10 protein-coding genes are annotated in these 20,225 nt (G+C 41.1%); 4 read left to right on the top strand and 6 right to left on the bottom strand.

Annotation, left to right across the window (positions count from 1 at the left end; genetic code table 11):
• Positions 1-17: 17 nt before the first annotated feature.
• On the bottom strand, positions 18-6,854 hold the full coding sequence (locus MHB64_RS10195; protein ID WP_341134341.1) for an S-layer homology domain-containing protein: 6,837 nt from the start codon (positions 6,852-6,854) through the stop codon (positions 18-20).
• A gap of 255 nt (positions 6,855-7,109) precedes the next feature.
• Between MHB64_RS10195 and MHB64_RS10190 the strand changes: the two genes are divergently transcribed.
• Complete coding sequence (locus tag MHB64_RS10190; protein WP_341134340.1) at positions 7,110-8,267, top strand: HupE/UreJ family protein; 1,158 nt, start codon at positions 7,110-7,112, stop codon at positions 8,265-8,267.
• Positions 8,268-8,356: 89 nt separating this feature from the next.
• Here the strand turns inward: MHB64_RS10190 and MHB64_RS10185 are convergent, their stop codons facing one another.
• Positions 8,357-8,794, bottom strand: coding sequence for a MarR family winged helix-turn-helix transcriptional regulator (locus MHB64_RS10185; protein WP_094870961.1), 438 nt, complete (start codon positions 8,792-8,794; stop codon positions 8,357-8,359).
• A gap of 164 nt (positions 8,795-8,958) precedes the next feature.
• Positions 8,959-9,996 carry an NADH:flavin oxidoreductase/NADH oxidase gene (locus MHB64_RS10180; RefSeq protein ID WP_341134339.1) on the bottom strand — a complete coding sequence of 346 codons (1,038 nt, stop codon included), beginning with the start codon at positions 9,994-9,996 and terminating at the stop codon, positions 8,959-8,961.
• 221 nt (positions 9,997-10,217) lie between these two features.
• Between MHB64_RS10180 and MHB64_RS10175 the strand changes: the two genes are divergently transcribed.
• Entirely contained in the window at positions 10,218-10,598 is a 381-nt protein-coding gene (locus MHB64_RS10175) for a VOC family protein (protein WP_218832783.1), read from the top strand.
• 32 nt (positions 10,599-10,630) lie between these two features.
• On the opposite strand, the gene MHB64_RS10170 is transcribed toward MHB64_RS10175, so the two are convergent.
• The gene (locus MHB64_RS10170; RefSeq protein WP_094870966.1) at positions 10,631-11,281 is read right to left on the bottom strand and encodes a suppressor of fused domain protein; all 651 of its coding nucleotides are present in this window, start codon (positions 11,279-11,281) and stop codon (positions 10,631-10,633) included.
• A gap of 51 nt (positions 11,282-11,332) precedes the next feature.
• Positions 11,333-12,445, bottom strand: a complete 1,113-nt coding sequence (locus tag MHB64_RS10165; protein ID WP_341134338.1) for an alpha/beta hydrolase family protein — start codon at positions 12,443-12,445, stop codon at positions 11,333-11,335.
• Between the two features lie 249 nt (positions 12,446-12,694).
• Between MHB64_RS10165 and coaA the strand changes: the two genes are divergently transcribed.
• A complete protein-coding gene (gene coaA, locus MHB64_RS10160; RefSeq protein ID WP_094870969.1) occupies positions 12,695-13,630 on the top strand; it encodes a type I pantothenate kinase in 936 nt (311 codons plus the stop codon).
• Positions 13,631-13,791: 161 nt separating this feature from the next.
• Positions 13,792-14,817, top strand: a complete 1,026-nt coding sequence (locus MHB64_RS10155) for a glycosyltransferase family 8 protein (RefSeq protein WP_094870971.1) — start codon at positions 13,792-13,794, stop codon at positions 14,815-14,817.
• Between the two features lie 190 nt (positions 14,818-15,007).
• Here the strand turns inward: MHB64_RS10155 and MHB64_RS10150 are convergent, their stop codons facing one another.
• Positions 15,008-20,152, bottom strand: a complete 5,145-nt coding sequence (locus MHB64_RS10150) for a cadherin-like beta sandwich domain-containing protein (RefSeq protein ID WP_341134337.1) — start codon at positions 20,150-20,152, stop codon at positions 15,008-15,010.
• Positions 20,153-20,225: the final 73 nt, after the last annotated feature.

Below are 20,225 nucleotides of genomic sequence, written 5' to 3'. Positions count from 1 at the left end.
TCTTTCTTTAGTTCCAATTAGTTCATAAATTTAATCAATTGCAGTGATTGCTTGAGAATCTTAACCGCTTGAGCACGAGTAGCCAACGCTTTAGGAGCGAAGGTCGTCTCTGTCATCCCATTCATAACCTGACTAGCTAATAATTCGGTGACCGATTCCTTAGCCCAGCTTCCAATGGCACTATTATCCTTGTAAGAAGCTAATAGAGTGTTCTGATTCGTCGCAACAGATGAAGTATAACCTGCATAGGTCAGTGCACGAAGCGTCATCACTGCCATTTCTTCACGGCTAATCGGTGCTAATGGGTGGAAGCTGTTATCTTCAAGGCCATTTACAATCTTCGCATCTGTTGCCGCGGCAACAGCGCCATAGAACCAATCACTCGCCTTCACATCCTTGAACTTCACCGTTGTCCCTTGAGCATCCAGCCCAAGTGACCGTACTAGTAAAGCTGCGAACTCCGCTCTTGTAATTTGCTGTTCAGGTGCAAAATGTGTAGAAGTTTCACCCTTAACAATTAATTTAGAAGCAAGAAGCTCGATATCGCTCTGCGCCCAATGTCCTTTAATATCATTAAACGTAACATCAGAGTGAATGACTGTGTAGATGCTGTTTCCATTTCGTTTCATGTCTGCCAAAGTTTTGTTGCCTGTCACTGTAAAGTAAGTAGGCACGAATACAAGCTCTCCACTTGCTTCGTCAAAACGGACTCCGGTACTAATTCGTGGATCAAGTGCTGTATCCAGCGCTATCCCTCTGGACACATAAGTCGTACCAAAGTTATTAATCTTAACCGTCTTTCCATTGCCTTCAGCAGTGATTTCAAACTTAAATGCTGGACTTAGCAAGCTGCCACTCTTTTGGTTGGCTGCTTGATTAATAATTCCGGTTTGTTGCTCATCCACTTTTGAAATCATTATAGTGATGTTGATATCTTTAATATCCACACCCAGACTTCTTAATAGCTCTGCCGTAGGAATCACACTTGAAGGAAGATTATAGAAGAACTGACTGCTCTCAATCTTCAGACTGGAGTTCAATCTAGAACCATCCGTTGGTGCAAACGCCTGTAATGGCAGTTCGATTTTAATAGGATTCGTGGAAAGCTCCATTCCTAGAACCGCTTGCATATGCGCTTGAAGTGCTTTGGTAAGTGCATTGGCATCGACAGATACTTTATCGTATGTCACACCATCCTTACCCACTTCAGTTATCGTTGCAATCTTAACGTTATCCAACTGTGCCGCATGATCTGTAGGTACTGGTGTTGCTGTTGGTGTTGCTGTTGGTTTTGCAGTTGGCATTGGTGATGGTGTCCATACCGATACTGGTGACGTCGGATCTGGAGACGGTGTCACTACTGGTGTTCCTGTTGGTTCTACCGTCGGTGTCGTCGTCGACGTTGCTGTCGACGTCGGCGTTGCTGTCGGCGTTGGCGTCGGCGTCGGCGTCGGCGTTGCTGTCGGCGTCGGTGTTGCTGTCGGCGCTGGCGTTGCTGTCGGCGCTGGCGTTGCTGTCGGCGCTGGCGTCACAACTGGTGTTTCCGTTGGCGCTGGCGATACTGTTGCCGTAGGTATTGGTTCATCGGTACCTTTAGCCAGTTCCTTCGTATTCCGCACACGGATGCGAGTTCCTTCCGTATTCTTGCCGGTAACTCCCACAGCTACCAATGTATCGCCGATAGCCAATACCGGAACAGGTCCACTCTGTTTTACGATATACCCATCGGCAAAGACCAGAATTGGACCCGAGCCATCATCAATAACATAGGAGTTCTCATCGAATTGTGAACGAACCTTCCCCGTCACTTTTACTAACAGCCCTTGGTTACTATCCAAACTAGCCTGAGCTGTAGTTAATGTAAGTGATTGTATCGGATCCGTATGTCCTGTTTTAATTACGTCCATCGCGAACGAATCAAATTCAAGTTCATAGTTGTTCTCGAATAGCTTCGTTTTTCCGTAAATTCGTACGGTATCCCCTTCAACCAAACTTTTCTCAGGAACTTCTTTAAAGGCCATAATCCCGCCAGAAGCATCCTGAACATAGAACGCATCGAAGAAGATGTCCGAGCCCGTAACGACTGTTCCCTCAACTACTCCAGCTGTTCCTTCTGGTTGTGTTTTAAGACTAGCGATCGTGTCGATCTTCGTTTCTCTGTGAGCCAGCCAATTGATAGAATTCAATCCAAGCTCATTGTTGCCCTTAGGATTATAAGATTCATCCAGCTGCTTATCATTCACAAAGTTCATACCGGAGACAATAATACGTCCCTTTTCTACTTCTTCTGAAGCTATTGCAGGAATTGCAGAGCCACCAACACCGTCATCGACGATATCATAAACGTATCCGCCGGCAGCGATCTTATCTTGAAACGTCGTTTCATTTCCTGAAACAAGGACGGTAACTTTATCCGTATCTGTTAGTGCTTGATGTCCGACTTTTTCCAAGCTGGCCCCACTGTAATACTCAACGGTCAATGCCCGGTCTGTAATATAGTTTTTCACTAATCCTGGATGTAATCTAACCGTATACGTGTTCGTTCCTATAGGTTGAGACCAGAAGTTACCCTCAGGACTTGTGTCAAAAATACCGTCATTACTCACCTGGATCGTAGATCCTATCTTCTGTAATAGCTCATTACTAATCGTAGGCTTTGAGCTACCATTATTACTCTTCTCTGTTAAGAACAATGAACCTCCGCGCGCTACAAAATCTTTTATCGCCGTGCTTTCAGCATCAGTCACAGCGGCCGAAGGATGTGTAAACATTAGTACACTTACATCGGTCAATGTTGCATCTGTGATAGCTCCGGTGTTCTCTACGACAGTGTATCCTTCCTGCCGAAGCTGTGTGGTGAAACTTTTCAGATTGTCTTTATACGTACTTCCATCGGTCGATGTATTCTCATTTTTATGCGAGGCATCGATCAATACTTTAATTCCCAAGGAAGCCTTGATAGTCACTTCCAATTCGAACTGATTATCATCGGGTGAATCGCCAGGCGGCGCATCTACAACTGCAATTAATTTATGATTGCCTTGAACTGGATTGGACCATAACACTTGCGCCGTTGCTGTACCTTTTGATAATACGGAAGGAACTACAACTTCATTAATCAAATGAGCCGAGTCCACAACATCATAATAGAAGTGAACTTTAAGATTACTTAGATCCTGTGATCCAAGGTTAGTTAATCCCGCTTCCAAGGTAGTCGGACTACCGGAAACCAAGCTGTTGCCTACAATATTAATACCGCTAATCTTAATATCTGTAGTTACATCTTGTGACCAAATTGGTGCGGAATATGTTTGCTCACCATCCATTTGTGTTACCTTAACCACGAACCATTGCTGACCGCCCGTTACTTCAACAGAAGGACTCCAAGTGAAGTCTTTGGTCATTGGTGATACTGTTTTAATAATCTTATTGCCATTAGTGATCAACTCTACCTTAGCCACTCGATCATCAGACTTATAGGAACTGCTAAGATAGCTATATTCAGGTTTACTCTTATCTTCTGCAACATCATCTTTTCCTGCGATGGAGAAGTTAAGGGTATTGCCCTTTACGGTTGCTCCCATGTAACTGCCATTCGCAAGAACATCTAATGTAAAGTTTGGATCTTCGCTCATATATACGCGCATATTGCGCATCGATTGCAGCAAAGATTCCTGCGACAAATCATCGGATACGATGACTGTTCTCGCATTGGTCTGTCCCCATGTACCATCATGATTATCTTCACCATAAGTTGGGGCTACATGCCATCCCAAATCCAGCGCTTTGAAGTATTTACTTTCTGCATTCGCATAACCATAATGACCTGATCCATTACCCACCTCAAACATGGTGAACAATTTATCAACATTTTTGTCATAAGGTGCGAAATTATTAAAAGCGTTCGCTGACATATCGGGATGATTGAACTGGGCCACGATATCGTCATACGTCAATACCCATGCATAATACTTACTCAAATCTTGGTATTGACCTGAGTTTTGTTTACGATCAATAAAATTGTCGGTTCCAAACACATTGGAGTGACCCCAAGTAGTTGAAGTCATTTCAAACGCTGGGAATACAACAAAGCTATCATTTTTAGTGTATTGCTTCGCTAGATCCTTCGTTAATTTCCAGTCTTCTCCCCCCGTACGTTCCGGTTGACCTTTATGATCTACGGTATCCGAGCCTACCATCGCTGCATCAATATCATGCGAATGGTCTGAAAAAGCGAAGAAATCATAGTTATGTGCTTCGGCTGCCTTCAAAGCATCTTCTGGGGTACCCGCAGCATCATGTGAAATATTGGTGTGATTATGAGTCGTTCCACGATAGTGGTTACCGCCTGTAAAGATAGGTGTAATGGTAAAAGTCCATTTATACGTACCGGCATTATGCTTGTTATCACTAACATTCACGACAACCGTATGATCACTAATCGCAAGTTCGGAACTATTAGTAATATTAATGGTATCTCCGTTAATGCTAGCTGGAACAGTCTTTCCATCCAGCTTGACGACTAAAGAGGATGCATCCAAACCGCTTGGCTCATCATATTTCACAGAAATGGCTGGCTGTCTATCTTCGATCTTCGTACCTGACATTGGAGTCTCTTCGAAAAACTCAGGTGCAAATGTATCCTCAACTACAGAAACCTTAAAGGGTGCATCCGGTGTGCCCAACTGCTTAGTAACTTCACCCATCTTAGCTTCTATGTAATACTCAAAACTATTACCTGAAGCAACAAAGCTAGAATTCAAATGTGCTGTGTAGCTGCTGCCATCAGTAGTACTCATAGGTAATGAAGCATATACCCCACCCATGGTTCTGTAGTGAATAATTACAGAATCAGCGTTTTTAGCTTTAGCGGCAAATTGAATATCTGCATTCGTATAAGCCTGTGTAATCGCTTGATGTGTAAGTGCAAGCTCTTTAACTTCTTTCACATCATCGGTGGATCTAGGAAATACCTGATACCCACTCTTAAAAGTAGTACCTGACACATACTGACTGAATATCCCGGTAAATGTGTAGGTTAAATCCTTCTCCAGTTTGGTCGGAACATCAATTCCACTAGCTGTAGTAACACGAACCGTAATCGTTTTGTTCGTTACTGTCTCAGCAACGGTAATGTTATACCCATTACCAGCCATCGCTGGAATGTTAGTGATTTTACCTGTGAATTGAACTAATGTTCCTTCCAGTGGTTCTGCCTTTGTGTAGTTGATTAAATCTAACAAAGTAGATTCTGTAGGAATAGGAAGCGCGGCTTTTCCATTCTTTACAACTTTCGTAGGGGTTATTTCTGTTAAGCCATTATAAAATTGAATCGCACCTGTGACTGTAACTAAATCACCTTGGGTTACTGTAACACCCGTTGGAAGGGTTCCAAAGACCGCGATTCCTCCTGTAGCATCTTGCATATAGAATGTATTGCTTGCAGTCAATTCATTATTACCAATGACTACACCTTGAATCGTAAACACTTGATTAATTTTATCCGATTTACCGTTGCTATCATTCGTGTGTATCGTACTGATCGGTGTAATAACCGATGTGTCTTCTTTAGTAACTACAGTTCGAGGACCCTCCAAATTTCTACCATTAGAGTTGACGGTCAACTGTGCTACATAAACATCATCCGTACCACCTGTGAAAGTAAAGGTGAACGATCCATCTGCTCCAGCAACAACATAGTCTTTTCCATCTGTTGTATTGGAGTTACGGCTTCCAGTTGTGGAGCTATTGTAGCTGTAGATTGTTGAATTAGGAACAGCAGCACCTGCAGCTCCTACAATTCTACCTCCGCCTTGGGAATCAAGATAATAGTTAAGCTTGTCCGGATTAAGAGCTGCACTAGGCACAGCCAAACGAATAACTACAGGACTACTTGCACTTTTATCCAGATCTTTAGCCGTTAGGTAAACTTGTGTACTGCCGCCAATATTATCAAAGGTTAAATTGTTAAATGCCCCTGACGCATCTGCATAAACAGCATTCGTAACCACAACTGAACCTGTACTTGGATCATTTAGATACAAGGATACATATGTATCTGCTGTAACAGACGCAATATTTCCTGTGACCGTACCTACTGTACCTTCATTAGTGAATTGAATGTTCTGTCCAAGCGGTTGTGAACTTTTGGTAATCACAATAGCTGGTGTAGCAGAGTTTCTTGGAGCTAGAACGGGGCCCACAACGAAATCCGTACTGTTGTTATCAGTATCTAGTCCAGCACCTTTACCTGGTCCAGTATTACTTCCATCCTCTGATTTCCGTTGTGCACTGGTTGAATTGCTTAGGGCAGATAATTTCGTTCCTTCTGACTCGTTGGCACCACCGAAGCCTAGAAAGTCAACCACACTAGAATCTGAAACGCCAGAAATGGCAGCCTGTATGCTTGTGAGTGCAACCTTACCATCAGTTCCTGATAAATTTATATTTCCAATCACATCTGCTGGAACAGGAAGATCTGCCGGAGCATTAGCTCCCTTGGCACCCTGTATCAGTAAGAATCCATGTGATTTAATCATTTTACCTGTGAGTGGTGTCATACTTACGGTTCCTGAGGTAGCAGCCGTAAATACTCCCGCCTTTGCAGCATACTGAACAGCATAATCATTCAAATCTACATCATAGTCAGTCGGGTTATAGAGCTCTATAAAATCATAGGAATATGGAGCTCCATTATTCCCTCCCCCACCAAATACTTGGCTGATTACTACATGCGCAGAAGCAGCTCCTGCAGCCTTAGGCAATAGCAAGCCTTGCGGAATCATAGACAAGAACAGCAATACAGCTAATGCTAAACTTGTCCGTTTTTTCACTTTCTCAAACTTCAAACTCATGAACAAAATTCCTCCTCGTGTTACTAATCAGTTAGACTTTCATCATAAACCTCCTTTGTAAACGAGTTGTTTTCGTTTTATTTCGTTTTGTAAATTTTAATTAAAAAATAATTAGAATTTTTAATTTTTATTAAATAATTCGCTAAAAAACTCCCCCATATTATCTTTTCATTTAACACTCCAATGACAATTTAAGATTATGATCAACTGTAATAACATCATTAAATACATATTTATCTTCAAGGGGGAACAACTTTGTCAGCTCGTAAGAATCGCTTCAATCTATTAAAATCATTAATCTTTATTGTAATTTTCTTTATTTCCATGACTTTTTCTCAACTAACGGCTTCCGCACATCCACTTAGTGCCAGTTATACCACCGTTACTTTTGATAAGGACAAGACCGACTTTTCATTTTCATTGGACGTCATTTCGATTATTGAAAGCATGGATAATGTGGATATAAACGGAAATGGGATATTGGAAGAGAATGAGATTGAGAGTAATAAGCATCGTTTAGAAGAATGGATCGAAGATAGCGTCATCTTGGAAATGAATGATCAACAGCAAGCTCCAGAGCTTCAAGACTTATTCCTTGATAAAAAAGGGGATAAAGAGGTTCTTACATGGAATTTTACCTATCCTGCCTTTGAGCCTGGACAAACCATCGCAATCAACGACGGCCTATATTCACAAGCTACAAGTTCTCCGTATGTCAATTTAATTACTGCACATAACGGAAATCAGACTAGCGAAACCGTAATGCAAGGAAAAGACCGGACGTGGAGCATGCTGCTAACAGAGGATCAACAGGAGCAGCAATTATCATCATCCACCAATTCGTCCTCATCAGGTAGTTCTGGGTCCTCATCCGATTGGTTTTCTTTTTTCAAACTGGGAATGAACCATATTCTTACGGGTTATGATCACTTGTTATTCTTATTCGCTCTACTATTAAGAAAACAAACGCTCAAACAATATGCTGCAATTATCACAGCATTCACTTTAGCACACAGCATTACGTTAACACTCGCAGTTCTGGGCTGGATTTCCTTACCTTCACGAGTTGTTGAATCTGTCATTGCACTCAGTATTTGTTATGTAGCGCTTGAGAATATTTTCCGTAAAAAAATCCGTTTCCGCGCGCTCATAACTTTCCTGTTCGGACTCATTCATGGCATTGGCTTTGCGGATATTCTTCAAGAAATGAACTTGCCAAAAGCACATTTGGCTGTGGATCTGGTGAGCTTTAATGTAGGCATTGAATTCATCCAATTATGTATTGTGATTATTTTGCTTCCGGTGCTTATTTTTCTCCAAAAAAGAAATTTCTACAAACCGGTTATCGCTTATGGTTCGTGGTTAATTACTGCACTTGGCGCCTTTTGGCTAGTGGAGAGATTGTTCTTTTAGAATAAGTCCTTTAGTCTTATGCAAAAAACCTCTGCATGGGAAATGGAGATACGATCCATTCACCTAAACAGAGGTTTTTTTGAGCTGATTCATGATTGCCGCTTCAAGCGAAGCATTTGCTCTAGAAGCTGTTCCACATCTTTTTCCGGGAATGCCGTCATTAGCGTGTCTTTAAAGGTTTCTTGTGCACGGATGAGCTTGGCCTCACCAATGGAGGTTAAGGAGGTATAAATACTTCTGCGATCACTATCGCATGCTCTTCTCTCTAAAGCTCCACAGCCCTTAGCTTCAAACCGGCTAACTAGTCGTGAAACGGCACTTTGGCTTAAACCAACCATAGATTCGAGCTTCTGCAATTTCAGTTTTTTCTCTGGGGCTTCCGACAAGAATAATAATAAATAGAACTCTTTTAAAGATAAGCCATGATTCGCTTGCAAATTAACTTCTAATTCATTCGTCACATTCATTTGTATGTGGGTTAACGTCAACCAATTCGCGATAAGGTCATTGTTAAGAATTTTGTCCATCTATCTCTTCATCTCCTGAGCGTATGACTATTCATGAATTTTTTCTTCTATATAATAGTACTACACTCCACATCCATTGTGCCAAGCTTAATCCAAAAAAGAGAAAAGACCGTTTCTCCAAGAAGTCGGTCTTTCCAAATGATACAATTCAATTTCGTAAGTCCTTAGCCTTTAATTCTAGGAAATCCAAAGGCATACTGCTGAGGAACACCCGGGTCTTGCTGAAGCTCAATCCCAGCCTCTAAGGTCCAATATGGATTTCTCAGCATCCCCCGACCAACAGCAACAAGATCTGCTTCCTCATTCCCAATGACTGCATTAGCAAGAGCGGGTTCATCCAATCTGCCTACAGCAATCACCGGTACATTCAAACCATATTTGATCTCTCTTGCCAAAGGAACTTGATACGCAGCATGTGTACCTGGCTTGCCAGCAGCCGCGATAGGACCTTCACCGCCTGCACTGATATGGAAAATATCTGCGCCAGCTTCTTTATAAGCTTTACTGAAGGCCAAGCTTTCTTTAATGCCGTATCCGCCCTCAACATATTCTTGAGCAGAGATACGCATGATCAATGGCATTCCTACAGGCATTTCACTTTTCGCTGCATGAATGATTTCAGTACCAAACAAGGTCAAATCTTGGCCATATTCATCTGTTCTTTGATTCGTTAATGGTGAATGGAACTGATGAATCAGATAACCGTGCGCACCATGAAGCTCTATAACATCAAACCCCGCTTGAATCGCACGCTTCACGCCCAAACGGAATTTCTCAACCATACCCTTCACTTCTTCAGTCGTTAGGGCACGTGGTGTTTTGGAGTCAGCGTCAAATGGAACGGCAGAAGAGGATACAGGAACTCCTGCATCTTCAGCCTTACGCCCAGCATGAGCAATTTGAATTCCTACTTTAGCACCATAAGCATGACAAGCTTCAACAATTCGAGCCAGAGCAGGAATTTGCTCATCAGACCAAATACCAAGGTCAAAATCAGTAATCCGTCCATCAGGATCCACGTCTGTCATTTCAATAATAATCAATCCAGTTCCGCCAACGGCGCGACTTACATAATGATTATAATGCCAATCGGTAGCGATTCCGTCCTTGTTAGTCACTGAATACTGACACATTGGAGGCATAACCACGCGGTTCTTCAATTTCAAATCCTTCATTTCATACGGGGTGAACAAGTTCTTCATGATATCTCTCCTCTTTATAAAAAACTAAATTTATTATGAACATTAAAAACATGTTTTAGCAGAAATTAATTAATGTATGCTCATGCATGTATATTATTATAGAATATCTATGGTGTCAACCATGAATGTCTCCTGCGGCTTAATAACTCCACGTATTGTTGAAATCTTTGCCGCAAGGTAATATATGGGTATCTATTTTCTTAGAAAGGATGAACTCACAAGTGGACAAAAAGCTTTTACAATCACATAGTATCTTTCCTACTCTGAATATTGAGCAGACTGCCGCTTATTATAGTCAGTACTTAGGCTTTCAAGTTGTGCCCTATTTAGATACGGAGGAACCGCATATTTGCCTGTATCGTGATGATACAGAAATTATCCTTACACAATCCCAAGGACAAAGGGTTATTCCTAATCGAGAATTGTATGGCTATGGGTACGATGCCTATTTTATTACGGAACAGCAAGAGCAGTTGGAGAAAGAATTCGAAGCCGCTGGTGTTAATATTGTCCGAGCATTAATAAACACCGACTATAATAACAAGGAATTTGTTATTGAAGATGTCGATGGACGCTGGATTGCTTTTGGAATCAAAGGATAAAAAAAACGGCCCTCGGCCGTTTTTCTTATTTTTCAAAAGAGTCCAAATCTCTTCTTGCAGCTATTTTTACGTGAAGGATTCAGAACATCGGTAACCCCGATTTTATTTAACTTATTAAGTAATTCTTCCTCGCCATGCTTAACTTTATAATCTAACTCTTCTCCAAAAAGCGGAATTAAAGTATAGAAGTGCACCACTTTCTCACTGTTCATTTCCAAATTAAAAAATCCGGATTGATCTTCAACTTCTGGCACCCACACAAACATCCCTTTAAATCCTGTATCCTCACTATAAGGCTGTACTGGATTACCGTTGACTAGCGTATGCCCCATATAGAGCCATGTATTATATTCATGTGGAAACCTAGCCGTCGTTTTCAGGGCACGTACAGGCCAATAATTTCTTTCATCCTTAAAAGCCTCATCAGACAGCTTCCATGTAGGAGGAAGGCAAATCATTAATTCAGTATATTGATATTCTTCTGCGCCATCCGGAACCTGCATCGCAAATTCACTCATACCTGATGTAATTAAAGTATAGTAATTCCGCTCAGGCGTCGGGTTAACAATTAAAATATCAATGGACAGAACGTCTGAAATAACCTCTTTAAAAACATTATCAATTACCCCTATGTATTGTTCAATATGATTGCATATCATCTGGTTAGACTGATCAGAATACATTTATAATCCCTCCCTTATATGTTTATCGGTATAAAAGAGAGGTTTTTATTGCTAATTTACAGAAATTTCATCTCCACTGCCATTGATCCTACAGAAATCACTATGATTTTGGCTAATGAATGTAGAATAGTCCTTCCCTTGATCTAATAAATGCTCTTGAAAAAAATTAGCAACAAGCTCATTTATCTGATTATGAATCCCACAAGTTCTCTGATATAAAGTTTCGTCCTCCTCAAAAAGAGGCATATCACTAAAGGACATATGCGTCGCGTTTCGTATTTTCAAAAAAGATTTATATCCATTCCAATTCCGGAAAAGCTTCTCTTGTCCTTTGATGAAATCCTTTGCTATTTTCTCCTGTAAAATATTGCTTAAGGCTTCTAAAGCAGAAGCCTTTTGCCTTAATACAAGTAAGGGGACCGTATTATTCTTCACTTCATTCTCAATATATAAATGCATGCTTGCATCTAATAAAACTGCGGCTTTAATTCTATCATCTTCCATAGTTAAATCTAATGCAGTAGCACCGCCAATTGAATGTCCAATCATTCCAACCTTATCCATATCAAAAATTCCCATTCTTGAATTCAGCTTGGATAGGTGATCTAATACATGCTGTATGTCCTTTTTCCGAATAGAAATGAAGTGATGTAATTCGGTATAATCTGTAGCCTGTATTGTCCTCATCACCTCTGATTGATTCATAAATTCTCCACTTGGACAAACGGTAAACATCGCTTCATAAGCAGCACTGACGGTTACCACTATGAATTCTTGCTTTACCAGCGCTTGTATATTGTAAATATACATATCTCTATCTAAGCCTAGTGCAGGAGAGTAGATAATGACAGGATAGGATCGTTTGAATTTTTGTTGTAATGCTCCCTCGCTGATTGAGGTAGATAATCCATCTATGAAATCCATATTCATTCCAATATCTTGTAGAATTTCTCTTGCTTGTTGTTCACAGGGCCGGAAAAGATCCATATATTTCATTTCAGATTCATTGTTTTCGAGTAATCCATCCGGATCCGGATAATAAATACTTATCACGATTTTCCTGAACTCAGACTCTTCTTGGAACGTACCATTTCGCGTGTAATCCGTTAATATTTCAACTTTTCGAAAAACTCCCATGGTTCCACTCCATTCTTTCTCGTTCACTATATTTTAATTTATTTTCCTGTTTATTGAAATGAATTCTCCATAATGTCCATACTAATGTCGATTGCTATGAATGGAATCAAGTTGAATGAACGGTTATAATACCTAAAGGTAAATCTTCAAGCGTAAACGCCTTCGGCGTCCATTTAAGGATGGTAAGCGTTTATTCGAGAAATATAAGACTTAAAGTATAGGTACATAACTTATACTTTCTTATATTTTAAAAAATTCAGGGATGTGGAAACTTTAATGGTAAATAATTCAGCATATACACTTTATTTACGTGAGGATTGGAAAAAACTAAGCGATTTCACCGCTATCCAATTATCAGAAGAAGAGCTTAGCGATATCCAAAGTATTAACGATAAAATTTCGATTGAGGATGTAAATGAGGTCTATCTTCCTCTGTCCCAGTTGATACATTTGCAGCTTCAAGCCTCTCATACCTTTAAAGATTCTATCAATCACTTTCTTAACAACGATCTTAAAAAAGGTCCATTTATCATAGGTATCGCCGGAAGTGTCGCTGTTGGCAAGAGTACAACCGCTAGACTTCTTCAGAAGCTCCTCTCTCAATTACCTTCCCATCCAAAAGTTGATTTAGTTACGACGGACGGGTTCTTACTTCCCAATGCCGAGCTGGAAAAGCGTGGAATCATGAAGAAAAAAGGATTTCCTGAAAGCTACGACACACGTAGTTTAATTTCATTTTTAACTAAAGTGAAGTCTGGTGTTTCGAGTGTTCAAAGTCCTGTATACTCGCATCTAACTTATGATATCGTGCCAAATGAATTTATTACGATCGAGAACCCGGACATCCTAATTGTTGAAGGGTTAAATGTTCTTCAGACTAGTTTGACGATTAATCAATGTGTGCCAAATTATTTTGTATCTGATTTCTTTGATTTTTCAATTTATGTGGATGCTGATGTGAATAATATTGAGAAATGGTATATTGACCGGTTTATTAAGCTTAGAGATACCGCCTTCCAAGATGAGCAATCTTATTTTAAAAAATATGCACAGTTATCACTAGAAGAATCTATCGAGATCTCGAAAAGAATATGGAAAGAAATCAATTTTGAAAATTTAATACACAATATTTTGCCTACCAGAAATCGTGCAGATCTTATTCTATTTAAAAATAACAATCATCACATAGATCGCATTAAACTGCGAAAATAAATTAATGCTCTCACAAACCGAGTCTCTGATTTGCAGAGCTTGGTTTTTTATGTGCACAAAAAATTGGGTGAATATCGTAGGTGTAATGCCATTATCCTCTCGCCAGGGCAAACGTATACTGTGGTACATTCGTACACTAATGTAGAGAGAGGATAAATCAAATGATCGAAATCGCCTTAGCCTTTCAAGATAAGGATGGAAAATATGCAGAGCATGCCGGTGTCGTTTTAGCGTCAGTTTTTCATCATACAAGTTCCCCAATCCATGTTCATATTTTACATGATGCCTCTTTAACCGAAGTTAACAAACGAAAGCTCACCAGATTAACCACTAAACATCAGCATACGATTAGCTTTTATCCGATTACTTTACCCGAAGATATGCTCCAGGTTCTTGCCAATATTAATGCTATCGATATGTGGACACATGCAAGTATGTACCGGTTGCTGCTTCCCGCGTTAATTCCTGCTGACAAAATTATTTATCTGGATTGTGATGTATTGGTAAACATAGACATCGCGGAGCTGTGGCAGGTCGAGCTGAATGAAAAATATTTAGGGGCGATTTGGGATCAGGGCATTATGGATGTTGCACCTATTGTGAGCGCCAAAGGACTGAATCCTGAGATTTATTTTAATTCTGGAGTGATCGTATTTGCTTTGAATAATATCCGCCAGAATACGAACTGGTACCAAGAGATGCTGAACTTCTTGCGCACTTTCCCTGATGTCACCATGCCTGATCAGGATGCTCTAAATGCAGTTTTTGGAGCGAATTACCTCCCTCTCGATATCCGCTTTAATTCGTTTAATATGGCCATCCCAGATCATGACTACAATAATAAAATTGTCCATTTTGCCGGGGATGAGAAATGCTGGAATACAGATTCCTCAGGATTTGCGCTGTATCGTAAGTTCCTGAATCTAACCCCTTGGAGAGCTTTTAAAGCCAAATTAAAACGAAGAAAACGGAAGGTCAGCTATGTTAAGCGGCGGTTCACACGAAAAAGTAATAGACGAATCATTTATAGACGTAGAATTAAAATGATTCGCACAAGCATCTCACCCCTTTCGCTGTTTCAATTGAAATTAATTAGAACGATTAGAAGAAGAAAAGGGACTGTAATCAATACAAGAATTCATTATCAACAACGTATTAAACGTAAAAAAACAGCCCCTATTAGATAGGGGCTGCAGGTCTAATCAACTTAGATGTCTATCAGGCTCGAATACGGCGTCTTCGTTTGTGCCAGAATTTGATCCACACGCCCATATTATCATCCCGAAACAGACGGATTCCTACAATTTTAAGAGGCGTCCAGATTTCATTGAAATAGTAATTGGGCATTTCACTCATCCTTTTATAATAATCTTCACTTTATTTGTTAATTTGTTTTAATAAGTTCAATAAGATAGTTATAGCTTCTCCTCTGGTGGCGTGATCCTGGGGAGCATATTCATTATCGCCCTTCCCTTTTACAAGACCTGCTGACTTCAAGTAAGCTACACTGGATTTTGCCCATTCTGGAATGTCCTTGTCGTCTGCAAACCCGGTTGTGGCACTTGCTTCGTTAGATTTACCCAGAATCTTGGCAAGGATCACTGCCATTTCAGCTCTTGTAATTTCTGCATTTGGACGGAATGTGCCATCCTCATAGCCGTTAATAATACCTGCTTGTACCGCCTGTGCGACCGCTTCCTGAGCCCAAACTCCAATCTTCGCTGCATCTGTGAAGGTCAGCTTAGTTCCAGCTTCTTGCGGTTTCAAAGCATTCATCAGCATTAGAGCAAACTCTGCTCGCGTTAAGGTACCGTTAGGCTTAAATGTGCCATCAGAATAACCTTTGATAATGCCAAGGCTTAACGCTTCTTGAATGGCGCGCTGCGCCCAATGTCCAGAAATATCACTTAGGTTATTCGCTGGTGTTGGGGTAGATCCCGGTGTCGTCGCTGGTGCCACAGCTGGCATTGGCGTCGCTACTGGTGTTGGCGTTGGCGTCGCTACTGGAGCTAATGTTGGTGTGGGCAACCCACCACCGGAGCCTCCACTACCCCCACCAGATATAACTTCTTCTGCTACACGGGTTACAGTAACCGTATATTCCTTCTTCGTGATCCCATCTTCCGCTGTTACGGTTACCGTCAATGTATTCTTTCCAACGGACAAGGATTTCGAACCAAGATCATCTGCTGATATCGTAGCTGTTCCAACATTCGTGGCTGCTGATACTGTAGTACTCTTTACGTCATTAGCTACATTGGCTGTGTAAGCCAGTGTACCACTTGTAAAGGTTGGACTCAGTGTGACTCCGCTTAAGGTCAAATCGCTTAACGTGGCATCCGAACTTGCCGCTCGGGTTACTTCAACCGTGTACTCTTTCTTCGTAGAACCATCTTCCGCTGTAACGGTTACCGTAATTATGTTCTTTCCTACGGACAGAGGCTTCGAGCCAAGATCATCTGTTGATATCGTAGCAGTTTCATCATTCGTGGCTGCTGCCACGATAGTGCTCTTCACATCATTCGTTACACTGGATACGTAAGTTAAAGTGTCCTCATCAAAGGTTGGACTCAGTGTGACTCCACTCAAGGACAAGCCGCTTAACGTGGCATCCGAACTTGCCGCTCGGGTTACTTCAACAATGTATTCTTTCTTCGTAGAACCATCTTCCGCTGTTACGGTTACCGTAATTATGTTTTTTCCTACGGACAGAGACTTCGAACCAAGATCATCTGCTGATATCGTAGCAGTTTCATCATTCGTGGCTGCTTCCACGATAGTGCTCTTCACATCATTCGTTACGCTGGATACGTAAGTTAAAGTGTCCTCATCAAAGGTTGGACTTAGTGTCACTCCACTCAATGTCAGGTCACTTAATGAGGCATCTGAACTTGCCGCTCGGGTTACCGTCACGGTATATTCCTTTTTCGTTGTTCCATCTTCTGCTGTAATGTGAACGGTGAACGTGTTCTTTCCTACAGTCAGGGACTTCCAACCTAGATCTGCTACGACAATCGTAGCGGTGCTATCATTTTTAGTTGCTGAAATGGTCGTGCTTGACACGTTGTTCGCTACATTGGCTGTGTACGTCAATGTGCCACTAGCAAATACTGGACTTATTCTTACTCCGCTTAAGGTCAAGTCACGGAGTGTGGCATCTGAACTTGCCGCTCGGGTTACCGTCACGGTATAGTCCTTCTTTGTTCCATCTTCTGCGGTAACGTGAACGGTGAATATATTCGCTCCTACCGATAACGTCTTCGAGCCTAAATCACCTGCTGAAACCGTTGCGGTACCGTCACTCTTGCTTGCTGCAACGTTCGTGCTTGTCACATCATTTGCTACATTGGCTGTGTAAGTCAGTGTACCACTCGCAAATACAGGACTTAGCGTTACTCCGCTTAACGTCAGGGCATTTAATGTGGCATCTGAACTCTTCGCTCTTATTACCGTAACGGTATAATCTTTCTTAGTAATACCATCCTCTGCGGTGACGTGGACAGTGAATGTATTCGCTCCTACCGATAGCAGCTTCAAACCTAGATCTGCTACGGGTACCATAGCAGCCCCACTATTCGTGCTTGCTCCAATAGTTGTACTAGTCACATTGTTTGCTACATTAGCAGTGTACGACAAAGTGCCACTAGCAAATACAGGACTGAGTGTCACATCACTTAATGTCAGCGCACTCAGAGAGGCGTCTGAACTTGTCGCACGAGTTGCCGTCACGGTATATTCCTTCTTCGTGACACCATCCTCAGCTGTAACATGAACAATAAAGGTATTTACTCCAACGGACAGCGACTTCGAACCTAAATCTGTCACTAGGATCACAGAATCTTTATTCCCTTTGGTTGCTGTGATTGTCGTATTCGTTACGCTATTAGCAACAACTGCATTATACGTCAATGTATCCTTAGAAAATGTAGGGCTGAGCGTCACATCGGTAAAGGTCAGTCCGCTTAGGGTCGCGTCTGCACTTTTTGGGTTTATTACATCTGATTCAACGGTCAGCTCTTGTACCTCAGACGCAGGTAGTTTAGCTGTTTCCGCTATACGAACTGAGATCGTATCGTTTTCATTAACAATGAGGTTGTCAACACTCGTACCGGAGATCCCTTTATACGGATTCTCATTGATTTTATATTCCATCTTTTCCGAAACATCACTTAGCTTTGTCGTGCCACCAATCGTTCCTGTATCTAATAATCCAGTTGGTGCTGCTGCTGATTTGATATGCGCTAAACCAACTTTTAATTTTTGGTCGAAGGATGCTGGTTCTGAGGAAGTTGCCGCAAGACGAACAAAAATCGTATCGCCCGCATAGACAGAAATATTATCCTCACTTGTATCGGTAATTTCCTCATACAAGCCCGAATTGACTCTATATTCCATAGCTCCACTTACATTGATTAGCTTCGTAGTTCCCGCGGTGGTTCCCACCGTTAAGCTACCTAAAGTGGGTCCGGCCTTAATGTCTGCTACACCTACTGCCAATGTTTTGGTGCTTGTTATATCTCCTGATACTCGGACTTTAATTTGATCTCCCGTATCTACAACAATGTTATCTGCATCAATGTCTGTTATTGGAATATAATCGCTATCGTTAAGCGAATATTCCATCCCGTTAGATACATTATTAATCTTCGTTGTCCAGCCTTTAGTCCCTGGAGATAAATCTGTAAATGCCCACAATCTAGGATACTGATTAGGGGTGATATACCATGACGAATCGAAGTTCCAACCGCTAAAATTAGCCTTAGTATGCATCTCTGCAGTTGTTCTTCCTTCACCTTTTCCTGTATCCTCTTGCTGTGCTGTATCTTTATCATAGAAGCTATTCGCTAATGATCCAAAATAGTAATAATAACTACCTATCAAACCACCAACGTCTGCAGTCCCAGGTCCAGGCTTCACAGTTCCAGTCGCGTAGCTGTTTCTAATGTCTACAAAGTAAGAAACTCCAATCAAGCCGCCAACACCGTTTATTGCATAAAGACTAGTCGCGGTTACCGATCCTGACACATAGCTATCACTCACCACTCCTAAATAAGCATATCCCACCAAGCCACCTACATAATAATCTCCATTCAATGACCCAATCACATAACTATTAGTAATGGATCCATTTGTGCTATATCCTACCATCCCTCCAATATATCCACTGCCATTTATAGATACTCCAGTAACGTAGCTATTGTTGATGGTACCTTCACTACCTCCAGCAATAGCACCAATAAAAGTACCGCCACCTGAAATGTTGACGTTTTCCAATCTCATATTTGTAACATTACTTCCATTATCTAAATAACCAAATAATCCCGTATAATAAGTATAATTACTTTGAACACTAAGATTTGTAATTTTATATCCGTTGCCATCTATATTTCCTTTAAATCTTTCACTATCATTTCCAATTGGCATCCAGCTTGTATAACTTCCTAGATCGATGTCTGCTATAAGTTTGAAATAAGTACCACTTTCCATATGGTTTCTAACTTCACTCAGTTGATCGGAAGTCTCGATTAGATAAGGATCACTTTCTGTACCAGACCCATTACCTACATACTTTTTAATCATCTGTTGACTTACCACCACATCTGGATAACCAAGCGCTGTCACTCTAATGTCATGAATGCCTTTTGTAATCAGTACACCGGCTTTTATCGTGAGCATACCGGCATCAACAGCGTATTGTGTCTCTTTACTTAATACTGTCCCTCCATCTGACACCGCCGTAATCGCTTCACGCCACAGAGAATCGTCAGGAAACGTAATCGTTATATCTTTATCGGTATAGTTGTTATCCGTATCCGCTGTTAGAACAGGCGGGGTAAATTGAATATTTGTAATCTCAATGGGCTGACTATATGCGTTATCTGAGATATCCACAAATGCTCCCGCATCGATTTTCAGTGCATTTGAATCCCCTAATAAAGTGTCTTTAAAATGGATTTCTAGCGTACTACTTGTATCTGTGTAGGTTACGTTTGTAACGGTGTCCTCTACGTCAAGAGGTGCATAAGCGCCGCCGCTTGTTTTCTTCATTGTAATCTTTTCTCGCAAATCCTCTATTGTGCCTGCCTGTCTAGCATACACATTAAATGTAACCGTTAACGTCTTGTTCTGCTCGCTAACAACTTTAGTCATTTCGCCGCTATCAAGCTGAAGGTCACGATAATAGCATTGTTTTCTAATTCCGCCTTCTGGGTCACCGCCCATTACATCATTTGAACATATCGTGCTATCGGTAATAATTTTCGAATAATACTTATAATTCCCCCCAGTAGCCCAATAACGGACTTCTTTCCTCCCTGGAACTATGCAAGTGTTATCCTCTCCCTCATCAGCACAATAGGTCCAGCCGGGGCTTCCATCAGGTCCTGTATTTCCATCTTGCGCTGAAACAATGCCTGTAAATATAAAGGAGAACGATGAAAATATCATCAGTCCTACTAATAAACGAATCGTAAACCCTCTCAACCATCTTTGTGTAGAACCAGATATTTTTGTTATTAACATAGCTATATTTACTCTCCTCCAATGTAACTTACTAACAGGTAAAAATAATTCCAAAGTGCTTTTGTATGCATTA

Origin of the sequence: Paenibacillus sp. FSL K6-2859, from assembly GCF_038008265.1 — a bacterium.
GTDB classification, from domain to species: Bacteria; Bacillota; Bacilli; order Paenibacillales; family Paenibacillaceae; genus Paenibacillus_AQ; species Paenibacillus_AQ nitricinens.
Note: the sequence above shows the minus strand (reverse complement) of the source record. Positions and strands in the feature narration are given on the sequence as shown.